Origin of the sequence: Streptomyces sp. NPDC051214, assembly GCF_040682375.1 — a bacterium.
Classification (GTDB): domain Bacteria; phylum Actinomycetota; class Actinomycetes; order Streptomycetales; family Streptomycetaceae; genus Streptomyces.
Genome location: NZ_JBFBAT010000020.1, coordinates 104267 through 123314 on the forward strand (window position 1 = coordinate 104267; position 19048 = coordinate 123314).

Consider the following 19048-nt stretch of genomic DNA (forward strand, 5'->3'; position numbering starts at 1 on the left):
CTTCGCGCCTGGCCGGTGTGCTCCTGGACTACTGCGACGTGCTCGGTGACCGTGGACTGACCACCGTGGAAGCCGCCGAGCAGCTCACCTACCTCCTCATGCTCAAGATCGAGGACGAACAGGTGCCTGGCCGCGGGGCCGTCGCGGCCGGCAGGGGCGCGCTGTCCGAGCCCGAGCCCTGCGGGTGGGGTGCGCTGCTTGCGCTCCGCGGATCCGAACTGGTGACCCGCTACAGCCAGATCCTTGACCGCCGGTCGCGGCGGGAGTCCGGCACGGCGTTGGATGCCGTCTTCGCCGGTGCGCAAAACCAGATCCCTGACGGTGCCCTGCTGCACCGGCTGGTCTTCGATCTCTTCGAGGCACGCCGATGGACGTTCCAGGAGGCAGGTCTGCTGTGTGAGGCCTACGACGCCCTGCTGGCAAAGGCGGTGAACGATATAAGGACCGGCGCAGGCCAGTACTTCACGCCTCGCCCCCTCATTGACGCCGTGGTGGCAGCGCTGCGGCCCGAGCTGAGCGACACCGTCACCGATCCGGCGTGCGGCACGGGCGGATTCCTGATCGGCGTGCACCACTATCTGGCACGCCATCAGCTGCTGGAGGCCACCCAGGAGGAACGCGAGCGCTGGAACAGGGAGCAGATCTGGGGGCAGGAGCTGGTGCCGGGCACCGCCCGGCTGGCGACGGCCAACCTGCTGCTGCACAGCATGGGGGCCCTGGGGCGGCCGCCGCAGATCACGGTGGGCGACACCCTTGCCCACCCGCCCCACCGGCGCGCCTCACTGGTCCTTGCCCACCCGCCCTTCGGCAGACGCGCGGGCGTGCCCGGCCAGGCCCCCGGCGCCGCCCACCGCGAAAGCACGGACGCACGCAGCGACTTCGTGACCGGGGCGAGCGAAAAACACATCGACTTCCTGCAGCACGTCATGTCGCTGACGGCGGCACCGGGACGGGCCGCTGTCATCGTGCCCGACAGCATCTTCTATGCGGCAGGCGCCGCAGCCAGGGTGCGGGAGCATCTGCTCGACCGGTTCGACGTCCATACGGTGCTCAGGTTGCCCGCCGGGATGTTCCACAGCAGCGTCCAGGCCAGTGTGATCTTCTTCGACCGGCCTGCACACCCCGCCCCCGGCCCCCAGACAACCCAGATCTGGGTCTACGATCTGCGCTCGCGCCGTCCCTCCGCGCCCGTTATAACCCCGCCGACCCGCAGCGACCTGGACGACTTCGTCTCGGTGTACCGGCCGGGCCGGCCGCGCACGCGCAGAGTACAGACACAAGACTTCCGCTGCTTCGATGTCAAGGACGTATTGAACGTCAACGGCACGCGCCTGGACCTTACGTGGCCGCAAAAGCCGCCACACACCGACAGCCTGGCCACACCCCAGGCAATTGCCCAGGACATCGTGGACGGGCTGACCGTGGCCCTCCAAGAGTTCGCAGAACTCGCCGCCAAGCTGCAGGGCGAGTGAACCGCACACCCCGCTGCCCTGGTCTGCCCGTGTCACAGCGGCCACCGCGTGCGGTTTGCCCCCCTCGGCGCAGCGTGCAGGATTCAGAGTTTGGGGACGCCCAGGTCGGCGTAGAGGTGGCGGGTGGCGGGATGGGTGGAGTACAGGACGGTGCCGCGGATGGAACGGGTCATCAGGACGCCGTAGGCGTTGGCCAGGCGCTGGGTGAGGATGGTGTCGGAGTCGATCCGGATGGCCTTGCTCTTCACGTGGTTGCGGTCCAGGGCCCACGCGGCCCCTGTCCAGGTGAGGTCGGGGCCCATGATGACGCCGCCCCACTCGTATTCCAGGCCCTGGACGGTGTGCACGCAGCCGATCTGCCCGAAGCCGCCGTCGTCCGTGGCCCAGTAGTAGCGCTTGGGAACACCCGGTGTGTCATGCGTGTCGTCCGCGTTCCACGGGCGGGCCCATCCGGGTTCCGGGGCGACGTCCGGGACGGTGCCCGAGGTGTCGGTCCACTCCCAGCACATGCCCGCGGTCATCCGGGCGCTGGCGCCGGCATCCAGCTTCGCCTGCAGGAACTTTTCCATCCGTGCAGCGCTGTCGGTGTAATACAGCTCGAAGGGTTCCTCGTCCGTTCCGTCACCGGCCCGCCAGGGCAGCGGATCGCCGAGCAACAGCCGTTTGACCCACGTGTCGTAGGTGGAACTGCCCACCGCACGCAGCGCACGGTCGAAGTCGATCGGGACGACTTCAACCTGCAGCTTCAAAATCTCGTCGATGAGCAGGTCCTGGGACCAGACCTCGTTGTCGAACAGGCGCTGGTCGCCGTCGATGAAGAAGACGGGAACCCTCGCCCGGGACACGATGATCTCGACGGAGGAATCACCGTCGCGCATGTAGAACGAGCCTTTCATCGGCCGCTCGGTGAGCCGGTGCGCCTCGTCGCACAAAATCAGGTCCACCTCATCGGGCCCGAGCTTGTCCGCAACCCGGTTGAGGGTCATGAACGTCTTGCCGTAGCCCCGTGGGACACCACGCCGGAAGTTTTCACGCGAGGCCACGCCACCTGATACGAAACGTGCCTGGTAGCCGTCCCTGACGGCGTCGCCCAGCAGGGTGAGCGCGGCCAGGGACTTGCCGGTGCCGGCCCGGCCGCGGATCACATAGACCTTCTTGAGGCCTCCGGCCGGCTCGCGCACCGATGCCATGACGTCGTTCACGGCGCTGAGCTGGTTGTCCACCAGGCTGAACTGCGTATGGCCATGGACGATGTTGCCGATCTCGGACGTCAGCAGTGCGGTCGGCCGGCGCCGCTGCAGCAGAGCCTCGGCGGCGTCGGCTCCGTCGGCCGGGCCAAAGGTGGCCTTGAGGAACTCCCGCAGCTTCGCGGGGTGGCGGGCCGTGAACGTGCGGATGCCGGGGCAGGGCATGACCTGGCTGATCCACTGAGACTGCGGGTCTTTGAGATTGTGCAGATACGCGGCGCCGGTGAGGTGGACATAGCGGTCGTCGAACATGCTGTGGTGCTGTTTGAGGGACTCGATGTTGGCCCGCACCTGCACGGCCGGATGCTTCTTGTGCGCCGCGTAGAAGGGGGCGTAGACGCGGTCGATCGCGCACCCTTTGCACAAGGCCTGAGCGTCCGGCTTCCGGCACGCGGCGCACAGACCCTTGGCATGCTTGGCCACAGTGGGCCGCTCGACGGTGCCCCACTGCTTCAGCTCGACGGCCGCGAAACTCAGCCCGCCCTCGGGGTGATGGCCGGCCAGGACCACGTCGATGGGGTTCATCTTGGGATCCACGCGATACTCGATGAACACCCACACCTGGCCCAGGCCGAGATCCTTCAGCGCCGTGGCCATCTCGTAGACGCTCTCTCGCCACGACTCGGCATCCCCAGCCGAAGGCTCCTGCCCCGTGGGGTGCGCCGCCTTGTAGCAATCGGAGATCTTGTCCTTGAGGCGCTCACGGTCCCGCACCATCTCCTCGGCAGGCCAAAACGCCTCCAGCTGTGACCACATACCCCCGCCAGCCATGATGCCTACCCGCTTTCGATGCCCGCCCCGGCCCCACACGCCCTTTACAGCAGCGATACCGGTGTCCAAGAAGTGGATGATTATCTCAGTCGCCCAGAGTGAGATGGGCGATAACCGGCCGAGCAGCGGCCTGCTACGGTCAGCGCTGCGGCGGCGCCGGACAGGTGACCGAGCGCCAAGCTCACCGACTCACTTCCGCGCCGCCGCTCCCGCAACACCGTCACCGCGCCGGCGACCACGCGCCACCGGCGCGCCCGCCCACCCGCAGTATGAAGGACCCGGATCGTCAACAAGCCCTGTCCAAAAGCCCCCTTGGGCCGGTCTCGTCGCCGGCAATCCGCCCAGATCCGCCCACGCCGTCGGACGGCCTAAAAGGCTCTGGGGCCGGGGAGTTGAGGTTGCGCCGGCCGGCGTGTACCCGCCGGCCGGCGCTGGGCCCCTCCTCGTCCCTACAGGCCGAGCCAGGAACAGATGAGCTGTCCCAGTACATAGACGCTCACCCTGGACAGGGCCTGCCCGACGTGCCGAAAAACGGTCCGCCGCTTGGTGCTCTTCTCCGTGTCCAAGAGGTTTCCTCTCTCAGCAATGGCCCGCCCCAACCGGTACGGGGAGTGCCTCCCGGCGACTCCGCCGGGCGGCCGAACCCGCAGATCGGGTAAGGCAGATAAAGCTTGAGAAAGGGGCCTGGGCGACACGATACCGGTGCTGCGCGCACAGGCGCGGGCGATCAGAAGATCATGTGGCGGAGGTGAGCCCCAGGCGCTGTGCCATGGGCCCAAAGGTCGGGGTGCACGACCCCCGGGTTGTTCGCCCCGGCTCGGCGCGCTGCACCGGGCTGCCCAAGGGTTTGGCGGGTTTGTCACGGGCGGTGGTCCCGTGGGGCTTTCCCTGCATCTGTTGCGGCCTTGAGTGGTGACTGCTCGTGCGGCAGCTGTTCCCTCATCTGTTGCCCCGCCTTCGGCCCGGGCTTTGCAGGCTGGCAGGTCAGTGGGCGTACCGGACGGTGGAGAGCCTCTGACATCCCCATTGCTGCCCCTGCTCCCGCGCCCGTTGGTGTGAGGGTGGTGGACGGGCGTGGTCGGTGTGGCGCCGCGGGGATCGGGGTGCTGCGTGTGGGTGGTGCGCGCCGGCGGTGTCTTCGCGCGCCGCAGTGGTGCGCATCGTGCGGTGGGGCGCCCCGGGCTGCGCGTTCAACGCGCTGGGAGCAGGGAAGCGGCGCCCCGGCCGGCCGGGGCAGGATGCGGCATGGTGGTGGTTGCTCTCGCCCGTGCGTGAGCGGATGACGTTGTGGGCCGCGGCATCCGCGCCCCGGGCTGGCGGCACCGTGCGGGGGCCGCATGGCAGATGCGCCCAGGGCGCAGGCGGTTCAGGACCAGCTGCGGGGGCAGGGCAACGCCTGTGGGCGCCGGCTGCCGCAGCACGATGGAGACTTGCGCTGCGTACGGCTGAGGGTGCCGCGCTGGAGGAACTGGCACCGGGAATCGGCCGCAACCCGAAAGGCCGTCGCCAGGCCTCTGCACAAGACCGGGGCAAGCGGGCCGGTTCCCGGCAGGCCATGCGGGCCCGCGCTCCTGAGCGGCCCTCCCTGCCCGGGCCTTGGCCGCGGGCGCTGTCTGTGCCGGGCCCCGGGGTCTGTGGCGAGATTCCCTCAAGAAGGACAGAGGCCCGTGGGTGGGGACGACGGCTGGGGGATGGCCGGTTGCCTCACAGGGGCAAGGCGCTCTGGGCCGGCGCAGGGACGGCCGACTTTTGCGCGGTGATGAACTCTTTGATGGCGGGGCGGCCCAGCAAGAGCGTCACGGTACGGGTCTTGGGCTTGTGACCTCCGGTGAGTTCGGTGAGGAAGTCGGTGGTGACGATGCGCCGTGCGGGCGCGTCGTAGGCGTCGTTGAGGATGTTTTGCCTCAGGAGCTGGGCTGCGGTGTCGTCCAGGTGCTGCTCGATTTCCTGGTAGGCGTGGTCGGCGTCGTCCTGGATGGCCTGGTGGGCCAGGGACAGGGCACTGCGCAGCAGGCGGCGGTGGTCCCACTCGTTTTGGCCGTCGGCCGGCGGGAAGGTCGCGGCGGCCAGGTCGTGACGCTGGCTGAAGGATCCGCGGATGACGGCGGGCATGGTGCGCAGCTGTGCGGCGATACGGGCGGCCTCAACGGGATCGGGCTCTGCCCGCTCCTGGTACAGGGGCTGCACGGGTGCGCGGTGGGTGTCGAGGTGGGCTTCCCACTGCTCGTGCAGCTGCTCGGCCCAGGGCGCCGTGGCCGTCCAGGTGTGGATGACACCGTCAATCACAAACGCGACCTGCACCTTCTCCACATCACCGTCATGGCGTTTAGCGGCGGCCAGCAGGCCGCTGCTCTGCCGGCCCGGCGGCGGCGCCGGGGTGCCTGCCAAGGGGTGGGAGCTGCTTGCCTGCAGGGCGGGGGAGTCGGTGAACTCGCCGGCGTCGAAATGCTCGACGTCCCAGTACAGGATGCGTGCGCCGCAGTCGGCGGCCAGGCGTGCGAAGGCCGGACAGTCGTAGATGGCCTCACTGAGTACGGCGTGGGGTCCGGTGCTGCCCACGCTGGCCGGAATCAGGTGCAGACCGTGCAGGGAGGCTAGGGCAGGCAGGGAATCAACGACCTTACGCAGATCGGGATCAGACACGGGCAGCACTCCTTTTCTGGGCAACACCACAGGAGGAAACGTAGTTCGCACGCGTTTCCCGTCGGGCGCTTTCACGGGTTTTGGCCGGCGTCTGCTGGACCGCCGCGACGATGGCGTGGTGCTCTGGGGCGTCGAGGCGACCCTGCGGTCGGCCGAGGCGTCCCACAAGGGCGCCGCTCACGCCCTCTTACCGACCGTGGCGATGACCTCGACAGGTACCGCTGCCTGCTGTGGCGGGTCCCCGCCTCCGCCCTGTGATCGCGGAGCGGGGCCGACCGCGCAGTATCGCACTGGGCATTTGCCGCTGGGTTGGTGAACGCGCGGCCTTGTGGCTGCGCGGCTTTCGCCGGCCTGCGCATCCGCTTGTGGCCGGCCGGCGTTCCGCAGCCGCTGCACACGTCGTCCTGCGCTGCGAGGCCGGCTTCGACCTCTTCGGCCGGGTCAAGCACAGCGGCATAACCGCGAGGAACCAGCCACTCCTTCCCCGACCAGACCATCAGCGTCAGTGGCCTGGTGCTCGCGATGGTCCGCCGAGTGAACGCTTCGGGCAGCTGCTGCCCGGTGAAACCCCTGGATAAGACACCGAGGTCCTGCATCTGAGGAAGCTCGGACTCATAGATGGCCTGAGAGATCCACTGCCAGACGCGAGAGCGCCAGGTGTGTGGCCCACTGTCCTCCAGGCCGGCGTCGACCAGGTCGCCGGGGTCGATCCCCAGTCCGGCGAGCCGCTTGCCGGACTTTGGATGTCCCGGTCGAGGAAGCGCCATTGCTGCCGGTGCTTGTAGCCGGGCACGGCCATATCACCGATGAGCACGTGGCTGGCAGCGGCGAACGTGTAGCGGTTCACATGATCCAGATACGCGGGGACTGTCGTGTGGTGGGTTAGGTCGGCAAGCCTGTGGTGTGCTGTCTGGAGTGAAAGCCACATGAGGCACAGCTCCTTGAAGATCGCTGGCAGGAGACAACGGGCGAGTCACCAAGCAGGCCGACGGGGCGGCACTGCCTTGCTGGGGCGAAAAGTCACGGGCAGGGCGCCGCGAGCCGTGACCAGGGCACCGCTTCCCAGCCACCGGTCAGGAAGACTGCGCTGGCCTCTTTCCGGATGCTGCGGGGACGGGGGCCGGTGAGGCAGCCGACGCGGTCGCTGTATTGGGTGGGCCCTACGGCCGCCCGGCGCATCGTCCGCAGCCCGTCGCTTTCGGTACCGTCGGCCGCTTCTGTCAGCCCGTCGAGCCGCGGTTCACCGCGCGCGGGTTTTGACGCCGTCGGCTCCCGCGGAACAGCAGTGGAGTGGCGTGTAGGCCTGGGGAGGTCAGCGGTCGAAGTGCTGCTGCCAGCGGGCGCGGGCCTCGCCCGGGGTGCGCAGCGTCGGGTCCAGGAGGTAGATGCCGTTGTTGAACGGGCGAAAGCCCACCGACTCCCACACCGTGGCGATCTTGGCCCGTGCGTGGTCGAAGGCCTGGTCATCACCGTCGGCGAAGTCCCGGTCCGTGGGCGCGGGCTCGCAAGCCACCGCGCAGCAGCCGCTCGACAGCCGTCGGATGGCTTGTGCTGCGGCCAGCGCGCCCAGCCCGAAGCCGCGCCACTGGGGCTCGAGGCGCACACGGTCCATGATCAGCAGGTCGCCGGCCGGTAGTTCGATGGCCTTCTCGAACGCCTCGGACCAGTGCAGCCCGGGCGTCATCGCGTAGGCGGGGTCCGTGCAGAGCGCGAGGATCTTCTCGAGGTCGCCGGAGTGCGCGTCGGCGGCTTCCCAGGCCGGAGCGCTGGTGCAGTCGCGGATCCGCACGAAGGTCATGTACCCCAGCCGCACACCGCTGCCGGCCGCCGCACACTCCTGTTCGGGCGTGCAGTGGGGGCACTCCTCGTCGTCGTGAAGGCGGACGATGTCGACGCACCACTCCTCCAGGGTGTCGTCGAAATCGCTCGGCACCGCCGGGGCCTCCATCCGGTACCGCAGGGTCATCTGCCAGGCATCGAAAGGTAGTTCGTCGGCCTGGCGGCGAGGGGCGTAGGTCATGCGGCTCACGCTAACGCCGCCCACTGACAACGAAGCGGGCCACCCGCCCCGGCTGCGCGTTGTTGCCAAGGACAGCACCAGCCTCACCCGGCAGCGTGGCGCGGCGAAGCTCTCCTAGCACACACGCCGCCGGCCGCTTCCCCGCTGGCCGCACGAGGGGGCGCCCTGTGGTGCGAGTGCAGATCGACCTTGGGACAGGGCAAGATGCCTCTCCTCTTTGACGCCCTGTCACCTCACTCCTATTCTCGAGTAACATCAAATATCTGATTCGACTGGACAATGCGGTGCGGAGGGGGAGCGCGGCGGTGCTGCTGACCACGGGACAGGCGGCCCGGGAACTGGGCTGCGCCATCACCACCCTGCGCCGCCTCATCCACGCAGGACTGCTTCCGGGTCTCACCCGGCACGGGGTAAGGGTGATGATCCCCCTTGACACCGTGCAGCGCCTGGCTGCCCGCAGTCCCGCGCCCCTGCATCATCTTCAGGCGGACGAGGTCGCCGTCCTGCGGGTGAACACCGCCCGACAGGTTGCCGAGCATGACCGCGACTGGACCGGCTTCGCCACGACCCTGTCTCCCGAGACCTTGCTCAAGGCGCTGCACGGCTGGTGGCGTTGCGACGCCGCGAGCGTCGCCGCCGCCGGAGTCCTGCCCGTCACCGTCGCGGGATACGTGGTCGCCGTGCTGACCGGACTGGAGCACTGGGAGAGCAACACCCGGGGGAGGCGCGCATTCCCCAACGCGCGGCTGGCCGGATACGTCACTGACTTGACTGCCCCGGCCACCGCGTTGACCGCGACCACCCCGGGGGAGCGGCGGCTTGCCGAACTGCTGCTCGGCACGCGCCTGCCCTCCCATTCCAGCGGGCCCATCGCCTACGTTGCCACCCGTCCCGCCGGCTGACCGGCCGCCCCGAAGCCAAGGACCCTGATGGATGCACAGAGCTACACCGCCGCGCTGGCCGAGCTGCGCACCGTGCGGGACGAGATCAAGAAGGCGCAGACCGCTCTGGCCAAGTTGCAGGCGGCGCGGGACAAGCAGATCTCCATGCTGGCCGGCTATGAGAAGGCGAAGGCACAGCGGATCGCCCCGGCAGCGGGGTTGAGCCTGGCTGAAGTCGTCGCGTTGGCGCCGGCGCTGGCGCCCGGCAGTCTTGCCGCCCCTGCCGATCCGCCACCGGCTGCGCCGCAGACCGTGGCACGGTGCGCCGAACAGGCGGCCACAGCCCCGAGGTCCGCTGCCACCGGAGCCGAGGTGCAGGGCGCGAAGAACCTGGACGGCGCGCCGCAGCCCGCGCTTGCGGTCCAGGGCGCCCCTGCGCCCGCCCTGCGCCCCGCCTCTCAGTCGTCTGCCACGCCCCCCGCGGTGCCCCCGCAGTCTTTTGCCCCGCCGCCGGCGGCCGCTGGGCTGCCCGTGCCGCGTGAGCTGCCCTCGATCCCCGACGGCGAGGCGGGCGACGGATGGTTCACGCATACCAAGAATCTGGCCTCCACCCGCCCCAATTTCACCCAGCAGGCCCGCTCCACGGTCTTCCTCGACACGGATACCGAGGTGCTGGTCCACCGTGAGCAGACCTACCGCCTTGAGCTGGGCTCACGCTCGGCCTCGGAAATCCTGAACGCCGTCTTTCACGCGGCGCCCGCCGGGGTGGAGCGCATCTACATCACCGGCGGCGCCCCCTGGCACCGCGATGCGCAGCACCATGCCTACCTGCGCGATGCGGTTGCGGCCTGGCTGAACGCCCCCACCCCGGGCTGGCGTACCGACACCGGCCGTGGCAAGGACCGCATGGCCGGACACTTCGTCCATCCCCGCACCCCTGTGGCCCGCTACCAGCGCGACGACGAATCAGCCCACGTCGAGATCCGCTCCATGGGGGAGTGGTTCGATCTGGACGGCGACGAACCCACCGTGGCGCGCGACGCGTTCGTCCTGCTGTGGCAGGCGCTGCGCCGCCACTGGGACGACGCCGTCGTCATGGGCTCGCCCTCGCAGACGGGCCGCGACCTGTGGACGCGCACCATTCCCGCCCGCGGCCAGCACGCCGAGGGCTACCCCGTCCTCTCCGAGGAACTGCGCGGCCTGCTGCACGCCACCGCAGGGCAGGGCCGCACCGAACTGATCACCCCGCCCCGCGTGCCCGAACAACTGCCCCAACTCGTGGAGTACGACCGCACGTTCGCCTACGCCAAGCACACCTGGAAGTCCCCGGTCGGCACCCCCCGCCGGATCACCGCCGCCACCTTCGCCTCCTGGTCCCAGAAAGAACAGACCAAGGCTCTGTACGGCTGCGGACACTGGCAGGTGCGCGTCACCGTCCCCGACTCCTGGAACCACGTCGGGACCCTGCCCGCCGCCGCCCCCGGCGACCGCGCCTGGCACTACCCGAGTACACCGGGGACCACCTTCACGACCTGGGCGGGCGGCCCCGAAATCCACACCGCCCTGTCCAACCCCCTCCAGCCCTGGAAGATCGAAATCCTCGACGGCATCCTCTGGGAGGACGGCAAACCCCTGGACGACTGGGCCAAGAAACTCAAGGACGCCTGGACCAACCTGGCCACCCAGTCCCACTTCCAGCAGGACCCCGCGCAGGCCCGCGCCGCCCACCTCGCCTCCCGCGCCGTGCGCGCCATCCTCCTGTACGGGATCGGCTCCTTCGCCCAGCGCCCCCGCATGGTCACCGGCACCACCCCCCGCGCCCTGGAGCGCGAGGTCCCCCCGGACGCCGAAATCATCGGCTTCGACGACGAACTGATCACCTGGCAGAAGCCCACCGGATTCTCCCGCGACCCCAACGCCCACCCCGAATGGGCTGCTGCCATCTGGTCCGGCGCCCGCGCCGCCCTGCTCAGCCAGCGCCACCGCGAACAGGACACCTACGCCGGCGCCCTGCACACACCGCCCGGCAGCGTCATCGCCTTCCGCACCGACGCCCTCTACCTCACCTCCGCCCACCACTGGCCCTACCAGCACCAGCCCGGCGACTACCTCCTGAAGGGCCACCTCACCGGCCCCCTGCCCGCACCCACCAGCGAAGAAGACCTCCTGGCCCTGCGCGACGCCGGACGCGCCGCCCTCACCCAAACCACCACGGGGACCTGATGCCACCGAGCAACCGCCGCCCCGCCCCCGCAACGCCACAACTGAACGAGGCCGCCCAGCTCGCCGACCAGCTCCAGGCCGCCGGCTACACCAAACGCGACATCGCCCGCATCATCAACCGCGATGCCTCCCTGGTCTCCCAGTTCTACACAAAACACAAAGGCGCCGCCTTCGTCCCCGCCCTCACCCAGATCCTGGCCGCCGTGCAGAGCGGGGGCATCACCGACCCGGCCGAACTCGCCGACATCGCCTCCCCCCACATCACCCGCCGCACCACCACCTCCGGCACCCGCGCACGCGTCCGCACCAAAGCCGTCCTCATCACCCCCACCGGCACCGGCACCGGCCGCGTCGCAGCCCAGGCCATCGCCTCCGGATCCACCCGCCTGCGCCCCCTGATCGCCGAAGCCGCCCGCCAACAGCTGCGCCTGGCCTTCACCGTCCGCCTCGCCAAGACCGGCTACGTGCACCCCTCCGGCAGCAGAACCGACTCACCCGGCATCCGCCGCGACGTCATCCAACGCCCCGACCACAGCGAGGAACGCTCCTACGGCTCGGCCACCACCGGCGGCTTCGACGCCACCGACTTCGCCCAACGCGTCGACGCAACGGGCGGGGACATCACCGCCGCCGTCCACCAATGGCTCGTGGACAGCGGACGCATCCACCCCGACGCCCACATCACCCACCTTGAGGTGCGCACCTGGCGCCCCCGCTGACGAGACGTCGACACGCCCCCGCTGCCGCGGCCCTGCAAGACCCGCAGATCGACAGGGGTGCAGCCGGCGAGCTCTCGGACGGGTGAACCGTCCGGCGGAGGCGAACTGGCCACGCCAGGGCGGGCGTCAGCAAGGACATGACCTACCGCCCTGCACACCTGCCCCAGCCCGGGCTGACCCGCATCACCGTCGAGGCCGCGAACGAGGAAACCGCGCTCGCCGTGGCCCATCGTCTGATCACCTGTCACAACCTCACCGGTGCCTCGGCCCCCTTCCGGGTACCGCGCCAGGAAGGGGCGTGCATGCGCCTGTACGGCGACACGCAGGCCCGCCGCCTGTATCGGTTGCGACGGTCGACGAATAGACCCGGCGACCGACCACCAGGACCGGTCCGCTCGCGCAGCCCGCCTGCCGGTGATGGGAGCAGGCGGATTCACCCTCGGCGTGGGGAGCCGACCTGTTCGTCATCTGTCCACCGGACGCGGACTTTCCGGTATGCGGCAGGGAAGTATTCCAGAGGTTGGGGGGAAAGGCAGCAAAACCCCGGAACGGCGCAGATTGATGACTGGCGGCAGTGACAAGCGAGTTGAATGTGAACGCAAGCCCCCGGCATCCCCGGTGGTAACGACACCGGGCGGGGGCCCACGCCAATCACACAACGAACAGGAGCTGCTGATGCAACTCGACGTCCGTCTCAGGACATGGCACCACACCGGCGCCGTGCCCCGCGTCCTCCACCGTAAGGGTGGCGGGACAAACGCAAGCGATCACGACCAACAGCGCAAGGTTAGGCATGACCGGTTCACAAAGACGAGCCAGCACTTCGTGTCTGACCCTCACCGTCTGGTCGTGATGATCCAGCAGGGGCACCCGACACGTCCGGTGCTGACCGTCAAGGACTGGGTGATCGCGATGACCTGCGCAGTTGCCATCGAGGCCGGGAAACTGAGCTGGCATCTGGCGAAGGCACACGGTCTCGTCTGACATAGAGCCCAGAGCCGAGGTCCTCAACTCGAGGGCCTCGGCTTCCTCATTTTCATCGACATAAAGCCGCTCAGGAGAACAGAATGAGTGACGATTCCCTGTAGACGTAACCCGTTTCGTCAACAGGGGCGCGCTGAGGCGGAGCTATGCCTGTCTGAGAGAGGTCCTCATGTACACGGACGAAGAGACCTATCCCCGTTGCCCGTACTGCCAGCACCAACTCCCCGAGCAGCACCATGCATCGGGACGGCCCAGGCGCTACTGCTCAGACTCCTGCAGACAGGGCGCGTACAGGCGTCGAAAGTATGGGCATGAGCGAGTCGAGCAGGACAGCGGCCAAGTGGTCCAACTCGCGCTCGACATGCAGGAAGAGGTACGTCTTTTCGTGCGCATGCTCGCCGCCCCTGGAGAAACGAGCCTCGAGGCTCTTCACTGCGCGGTGCGCATCCAGCAGGAGATCGAGGTTCTGGTGGCGGGCACCGTCCAGCAGGCGCGTCAGCGCAGGGAACCGTGGGCTGCCATCGGTAGAGCCCTGCACATGAGCGCAGAGAGCGCACAGAAGAAGTATTCCTCGCGCAGAGCCGAACGGAAGGTGCTGGCCGCTGTGGCACGCCGCGGAACACCACACCTCACCTTGGATACTCACGCCCCGAGCCCGGGGAACCAAGCGTCGGTCGAGGACGGCAAAGACAAGCGAGGGCAACTGGCTTCAGCACTGTCTCTCAGCCAGCGTGCCTCCGGCCGTTCCGTAAGACAGCTGGGGCGGCTGAGCGGCGTGTCGCCGTCCTACCTGTCCAGAGTCATGTGCGGGGAGAAGTTCCCCTCTTGGGACCTGGTACGCAAATTTCTCGAGGCCTGTGGAGAGGACCCCAGTGGACTGAGACCGCTTTGGGAAGAGGCGCACTCCCACTGCTACTGACCTTTCCGGAGGGTTGTCGTCAGGGGTGACGGTGCTTGATCCCTGCGGTATGTCGTAGGGATGCGGTATGCGCAGGGTGGTGGGCTCGGGCCCGGCCAGCAGGTTGCCCGGGAGCGGATAAGGATGCTCGCGGGAGAAGGGTTTGACCGGGGCGAGAAGAACACGGTGATCGCCAAAGAGTTGCGCGTCAGTCTCCGTTCGGTGGAGCGCTGGCGCCGGGCCTGGCGTGAGCAGGGCTCGGATGCGTTGCGATCTTCCGGTCCGGCCAAGCGTCCCAAGATTTCGGCGCAGGAATTCGCTCTGCTCGAGGTGGAGTTGCTGAAAGGCACGGTGAGCTATGGCTGGCCGGATGAACGGTGGACGCTGTCCAGAGTGGAGCTGCTGATCGAGGACCGGCTGGGGAAGACCTTGTCGGTGCGCGGGGTGTGGGAGTTGTTGCGGCGTTATGGCTGGTCGTGTCAGCAGCCGGCCCGGCGGGCGGCCGAGCAGGACCCGGTGGGCGTGGCCGGTTGGGTGAAGGACACGTGGCCGGCGGCAAAGCCACCGCGGCGGCGCTCGGGCATGGATCTTCTTTGAAGACGAAGCCGCCGTCTCGATGAAGCCGCACCGCTCACGCACCTGGGCGCCCCGGGGCCGCACACCAGTCGTTGCGGTTCATGGAGGTTCGCGCGGTCGGATCTCCCTTGCAGCGCTGGCCTGTTACGGGTCCGGGCGGTCCAGCAAGTTGATCTACCGGCCCCGCGTCCGGGGCGCAGGACGGGGCTTCACCTGGAAGGATTACCGTGACCTGCTCGTGCGGGCACACATCCAGCTGGGCGGTCCCGTGGTGTTGATCTGGGACAATCTCAATGTCCACCGGTCTGCGGGGATGCGCCAGTACGCGGCTGATCATGACTGGCTTACCGTCGTTCAACTGCCCAGCTACTGCCCCCAGCTCAACCCCGTCGAAGGCATCTGGTCTCTGCTGCGGCGCCAGCGTTACCGCGAACGTACTCTTCACCGACCGCGACCAGCTGGAACGGGCAGTCAGAAGGGGCTGGCACAGAATCCAGCGCAGGCCCGACCTCATCGACGGATGTCTGCAAGGGACAACACTCAGCCTCACACTGCCTGACCGTCACACCCGACAACCCATCGGATAACTCAGAAGCTAGGCGGGGACGCGGTGTTGGGCGAGTTTTGCCAGCATGACGTGGTTGGCTTCCCATCCGTCGGGGAATTTGGCCGGCACGGACAGGTGTACGGGGTCGGTCGAGGGATGGGTGTCGAGGAGGTCGGCGATGCCTTCACGGGCGACGACGATGCAGGCCTGCCGGTGGCGGGAGGCCAGCACGCACAGTCTTCCGGCCTCGAGGTGGAATGCGGTGGCGTCGCGGCGGCCGGACAACGGGTGGACGACGATGACGACTTCGAACTCGCGGCCCTGCAGTCGGTTCGCGGTGTCGACCGCCACGCCCGGCGCGCTGGGGTGGCCGGTGCGGGTGAGGGCGGCGCGGACCAGGTCGGCCTGGTCGCGGTGGGCGACGCCGATGGCGATGTCTGTGGCGGACAGGGCGTGGCCGTCGGGGTTGTGTTCGCAGGTGGCGATCGCGCCGCGGGTCAGCAGTCGGGCGGCGAGGTCCGCGGCGGTCTGGATGGTTTCGGTGTCGGTGCGCGGGACGTGGCGGCGGGGCAGTTCGTGCAGGGCCCAGCCGGTACTGAAGGCCGTCGCGAGAGTTTCGTCGAGGCGGGTGCTGCCAAATCTTGTGGTGCTGAAATCCAGTGAGCGGGCGCCGGCACCGGTTCCGGCGGTGAAGTCGGTGAAGGGGTAGAAGGCCTGCGAGATGGTGGGGGCGGCGGAGGCCGGCAGGCGCCAGGACACCGGCAGCCGGTGCACGGGGATGTGGGGGTTGTGTTCCAGCATGACGCTGACGCCGTTTTGTGTCGGGTCGTGCGGCAGTCCGATCCAGCGTTCGGTGCCGACGATCGTGAACGGGTCCAGCTGGCCGGGGTCGCCGACGAACAGGCCGCGGTCGAAGTGCTCGACGATCTGCAGCAGCATGTCCGAGCGCATCTGGTAGGCCTCGTCCAGGATTGCCCAGCCGAACGTGCTGTCGCGGACGGTGGCCCACTTGGCGGCGGTGCCGACGATGATCTGGCAGCCGGTCAGGTCGGCCAGGGTGCGCCCGATGGTGGTGTTCGCCAGTGTGGTCAGGGCCGGTGGCGGGCTGTAGTCACCGGCGCTCAGGCGGCCGAGGGGGATGGCGGGGTGGTTCCTGGCGAGTCGCTTGATGAGGTCGTCGACCTGGTTGTTGGTCTGGGCGACGATGATCGGGCGTTCGCCGCCTGCGGTGAGTTCCTGGGCGGCGCGGACCACGAGGGTGCTCTTGCCGGCGCCGGGAGGGGAGTCGACGACGACGGCTCTGTGGCGGGTGTCGGCCAGGTCGGACAGGATCGATGCGGTGGCGGCGTTCGCGGCGGCGCCGGGGGTGTCGGTGTCAGTTGTCATGGCCCCACTCCTCGGCGGCGGCGTTCTCGGGCACGGCGTTGTCGTCCGGCCCGTCGGGGTCGGCACTGTGTGTCCACGGGGTGTGGTCGGAGTCCGGGAAGGTCGGGTTCGGACGCCACCCCGGATCGGGAAGGTAGGCGATGTCCTGGTCCAGGTCCGGTACGGAGCCTGCCTTGGGGGTGCGCCCGCGTCCCATGCCGGCGGTGACCTCCACCGTGACGAGGGTCGTATTGCCGTCGTGCAGGACGGAGACGATGACGGCCTTGTGGCCTTTTTGCATGGTCGGGCTGATCAATTTGGTGCCGGCGGCCAGGCGCAGGGGATCGCTGGTGCGGACGGTGACCCGCGGACGTGGCACTGTCGTGTTCTTGGCCGTGATCGCCGTCCGGTTGGGCTGGCTCTCCACGACCGTTCCGGTGAACGCCTCTCCGCCGCTGCGCCGGTCGGCCAGGACGAACGGGTCGTCAAAGGCCATGGCGGCCTCGAAGTCGGCCAGTGCCCGCTCGAGTTGACTCAGGCGCCGTGCGGCACTGATAGCGGTGTCACGCTTGCGCTGGGGGAGGCCTCCGGCGTCCCGGTAGTCGGAGTGGTTGGTGAAGAGCCGGCAGTCTCGGTCGAGGCGCCGTGCGGTCTGCGGTGCTTCGGGGACAGAACGCAGTATCGAGATGGCCGACCACATCAGGCGCCAGGTGGGCTTGACTTGCCCGGCGATCAGTTCCGTCAGCTCGGTCTGGGCCGCTGCCAGTGTGTGCGGGTCACCGAGCGCATGGGCGGTGTCGAACCGTTTGATTGCTGGCGCCAGGTCACGATTGTCGAACTCCGGGGATGTCGACGGCCCGGCCGGCGGGCACACGTCCGGGTTCTCCGCCTCTTCCAGCGCCTGAGCGATGCTCACACCCCGCGGGGGAGCGATCCAGGCCATGAGCGAGGCCAAGTTCTGGTCCTCCAGCGTGCTTTGGCCGGTGGCCCAGTGCTCGGTAAGCAGCGCGGTGAGGGGCAGCAGCATGGAGGTGCCGGCCATCTCGGCCTTGTCGACCAGGAAGGTCAACCACATGCCGAACTCGGGAACGACCTCCGGAACGGCATAGGGTCCGGTCGTCGAGCGGAAGCGGCACATGCGCCCGAGGTCGGCCAGCGCGTTGACGCCTCCCTGGTTGGGGACAATGATCTGCGGCACGTCGGTGTACTGCGAGCGTTCGCCTTCGCCGCGGCGGTCCTGCCGGTAGGAGTTGATGTAGTCCATTACGACCCGGCCCAGATCTGCCGCGAACGCGAATCGCTGGTCCCGGTTGCGGGGCTGGGGCACGACCAGCAGGGTCATGTCCCTCCTGGCGGTGCCGGCCATGACCGCCAGTGGAGCTCCGGCTTCTCCGGCCATCGTCAGCGGAATGATGACCAGGGGACGGTCCGACAGGCGGTGGTGGCGGAACGCGGTCAGGGGGACCGCTTTCATGTTCTGCATCGCCTCCACATGTGCCAGCGCGGACAGCACGCTCATGCAGCACCTCCGTAGGCTTCGGTCAACTCGTCGCGTAGCCGGGCAGCGTGCCGCAGTGCGGCGGCCATGTCGCTCTGATCCCCTGTGGGTGTCAGCTGGCCACGGGCCAGCCCCAGGGCCATGGTGGCGGTATCGATGCCGCCGAGCTGCTCGCGCACCGCGGGGCCGAGCACGTCCAGCGAGGCCTCCGCCCGGGCATGGGCGCGGCAGTGAAAGGCCATCTCGCAGTGGTTCAGGCAGTCCGGGCGGTACGTCGCGGGTACCTGTGCCACGGCCGCGGCCAGTTCTTCGGCCGGGCGGCGGGGCCGTTGTTCCTTCTTGGGGAGGGTGAGGTCGAGGTCGAGGTCGAAGGTCAGGTCTTCGGGCAGCAGGTTCACGAGGTCGCTGATGCGCTCGATACGGGACAACTGGCGGGTCAGGGCGGCAACCTGTTTGGGAGCGTCCACGAACGCCGCGGTCGGCCGGTTGGTGAAGTCCTTCGGCGCGACCAGCACGATGGTGTCGGACACGGCCCCGCTGTCCAACCCGTGATGTGCGAGGAGGGCGCGCAACGCGATGATGTAGGCAGATGCCTGGGTCGTGGCTGCCCGCACCTGGGCCGGGTCGGCCTGCCCGTCGATGATCGGAAAGCTCTTGATCTCAACAATGTAGAAGCGGCCGTCGATGCGGAAGGCGACCAGGTCCGGTTCCAGGAATGCGCCCTCGCCGCCGACCTGTAGGTGGAGCAGCGGGTGGTCGAACAGGGTGCCCTCGCCGTTTCCCCGGGCCGCCTCCAGCAGGACTTCGGTGGTGCGACGGTGGCGGGCGTCGTTGTCACCGGCGCCGCCGACCTCGTTCAGGTCCAGGTAGGCCACCTCGGGCAGCGTCAGCTTGAGGGTCTCGCGCAGAACGCGCAGGAGTTCGGCACATCCGTTGTCCTTCACCATGGCCTCGAAGGCGTTGCCGCGGGCGAAGGCGAAGGAGGACTGGCCGAAGGGAGACGGGTAGCCGATGTGCGCGGCGATCGCGGCCTTGTCGGATCCGGAGGCGTCCAGCAGGGCCCGCAGAGTGCAGCGCGGGTTGTTCTCCAGAGCGGCCAGCGACCGGGCGTTGTAGGACAGCCGCGGCGAAGATCCACGCAGTGCGTCCAGGCGGCCGTCGACGGGTGGTTTCACGGTGGTGGAGATCCTTGCGGGGGAGGGGA

14 protein-coding genes and 1 pseudogene are annotated in these 19048 nt (G+C 68.7%); 9 read left to right on the plus strand and 6 right to left on the minus strand.

The genetic code is table 11. The features are described from left to right. Positions 1–65: 65 nt before the first annotated feature. The gene (locus AB0M70_RS38015) at positions 66–1472 is read left to right on the plus strand and encodes an N-6 DNA methylase (RefSeq protein ID WP_365827687.1); all 1407 of its coding nucleotides are present in this window, start codon (positions 66–68) and stop codon (positions 1470–1472) included. A gap of 83 nt (positions 1473–1555) precedes the next feature. On the opposite strand, the gene AB0M70_RS38020 is transcribed toward AB0M70_RS38015, so the two are convergent. The 3 genes from AB0M70_RS38020 to AB0M70_RS38030 form a co-directional block, all read right to left on the minus strand. After that, the gene (locus tag AB0M70_RS38020; RefSeq protein WP_365827689.1) at positions 1556–3475 is read right to left on the minus strand and encodes a DNA/RNA helicase domain-containing protein; all 1920 of its coding nucleotides are present in this window, start codon (positions 3473–3475) and stop codon (positions 1556–1558) included. 1719 nt (positions 3476–5194) lie between these two features. Then, positions 5195–6133 carry a hypothetical protein gene (locus AB0M70_RS38025; RefSeq protein ID WP_365827691.1) on the minus strand — a complete coding sequence of 313 codons (939 nt, stop codon included), beginning with the start codon at positions 6131–6133 and terminating at the stop codon, positions 5195–5197. A gap of 1312 nt (positions 6134–7445) precedes the next feature. Beyond that, a complete protein-coding gene (locus AB0M70_RS38030; protein WP_365827693.1) occupies positions 7446–8153 on the minus strand; it encodes a hypothetical protein in 708 nt (235 codons plus the stop codon). A 305-nt stretch (positions 8154–8458) separates the two neighbouring features. Between AB0M70_RS38030 and AB0M70_RS38035 the strand changes: the two genes are divergently transcribed. The 8 genes and pseudogenes from AB0M70_RS38035 to AB0M70_RS38070 all read left to right on the plus strand — a co-directional run bounded on the left by AB0M70_RS38035 (position 8459) and on the right by AB0M70_RS38070 (position 15021). Continuing rightward, the gene (locus AB0M70_RS38035; RefSeq protein WP_365827695.1) at positions 8459–9055 is read left to right on the plus strand and encodes a helix-turn-helix domain-containing protein; all 597 of its coding nucleotides are present in this window, start codon (positions 8459–8461) and stop codon (positions 9053–9055) included. Between the two features lie 27 nt (positions 9056–9082). Continuing rightward, positions 9083–11257: a hypothetical protein gene (locus AB0M70_RS38040; RefSeq protein ID WP_365827697.1), complete on the plus strand. Its 2175-nt coding sequence runs from the start codon at positions 9083–9085 to the stop codon at positions 11255–11257. Then, positions 11257–11976, plus strand: coding sequence for a helix-turn-helix domain containing protein (locus AB0M70_RS38045; protein ID WP_365827699.1), 720 nt, complete (start codon positions 11257–11259; stop codon positions 11974–11976). Before AB0M70_RS38040 ends, AB0M70_RS38045 begins: the two co-directional genes overlap by 1 nt. A 137-nt stretch (positions 11977–12113) precedes the next feature. Beyond that, entirely contained in the window at positions 12114–12554 is a 441-nt protein-coding gene (locus tag AB0M70_RS38050) for a DUF6207 family protein (protein WP_365827701.1), read from the plus strand. 247 nt (positions 12555–12801) lie between these two features. Next, on the plus strand, positions 12802–12960 hold the full coding sequence (locus AB0M70_RS38055; protein ID WP_365827703.1) for a hypothetical protein: 159 nt from the start codon (positions 12802–12804) through the stop codon (positions 12958–12960). 340 nt (positions 12961–13300) lie between these two features. Next, on the plus strand, positions 13301–13879 hold the full coding sequence (locus AB0M70_RS38060; protein ID WP_365827705.1) for a helix-turn-helix transcriptional regulator: 579 nt from the start codon (positions 13301–13303) through the stop codon (positions 13877–13879). 123 nt (positions 13880–14002) lie between these two features. Next, on the plus strand, positions 14003–14455 hold the full coding sequence (locus tag AB0M70_RS38065) for a winged helix-turn-helix domain-containing protein (RefSeq protein WP_365827707.1): 453 nt from the start codon (positions 14003–14005) through the stop codon (positions 14453–14455). Between the two features lie 19 nt (positions 14456–14474). Further along, positions 14475–15021: pseudogene (locus tag AB0M70_RS38070) on the plus strand (transposase). Between the two features lie 8 nt (positions 15022–15029). Here the strand turns inward: AB0M70_RS38070 and AB0M70_RS38075 are convergent. Genes AB0M70_RS38075 through AB0M70_RS38085 form a run of 3 tightly spaced genes read right to left on the minus strand, consistent with a single transcriptional unit; the run spans position 15030 to position 19019 of the window. Next, on the minus strand, positions 15030–16367 hold the full coding sequence (locus AB0M70_RS38075; protein ID WP_365827709.1) for an AAA domain-containing protein: 1338 nt from the start codon (positions 16365–16367) through the stop codon (positions 15030–15032). After that, positions 16357–17865, minus strand: a complete 1509-nt coding sequence (locus tag AB0M70_RS38080; protein ID WP_365827711.1) for a hypothetical protein — start codon at positions 17863–17865, stop codon at positions 16357–16359. The genes AB0M70_RS38075 and AB0M70_RS38080 overlap by 11 nt, the downstream gene beginning before the upstream one ends. Next, entirely contained in the window at positions 17862–19019 is a 1158-nt protein-coding gene (locus AB0M70_RS38085) for a hypothetical protein (protein ID WP_365827713.1), read from the minus strand. The genes AB0M70_RS38080 and AB0M70_RS38085 overlap by 4 nt, the downstream gene beginning before the upstream one ends. Positions 19020–19048: the final 29 nt, after the last annotated feature.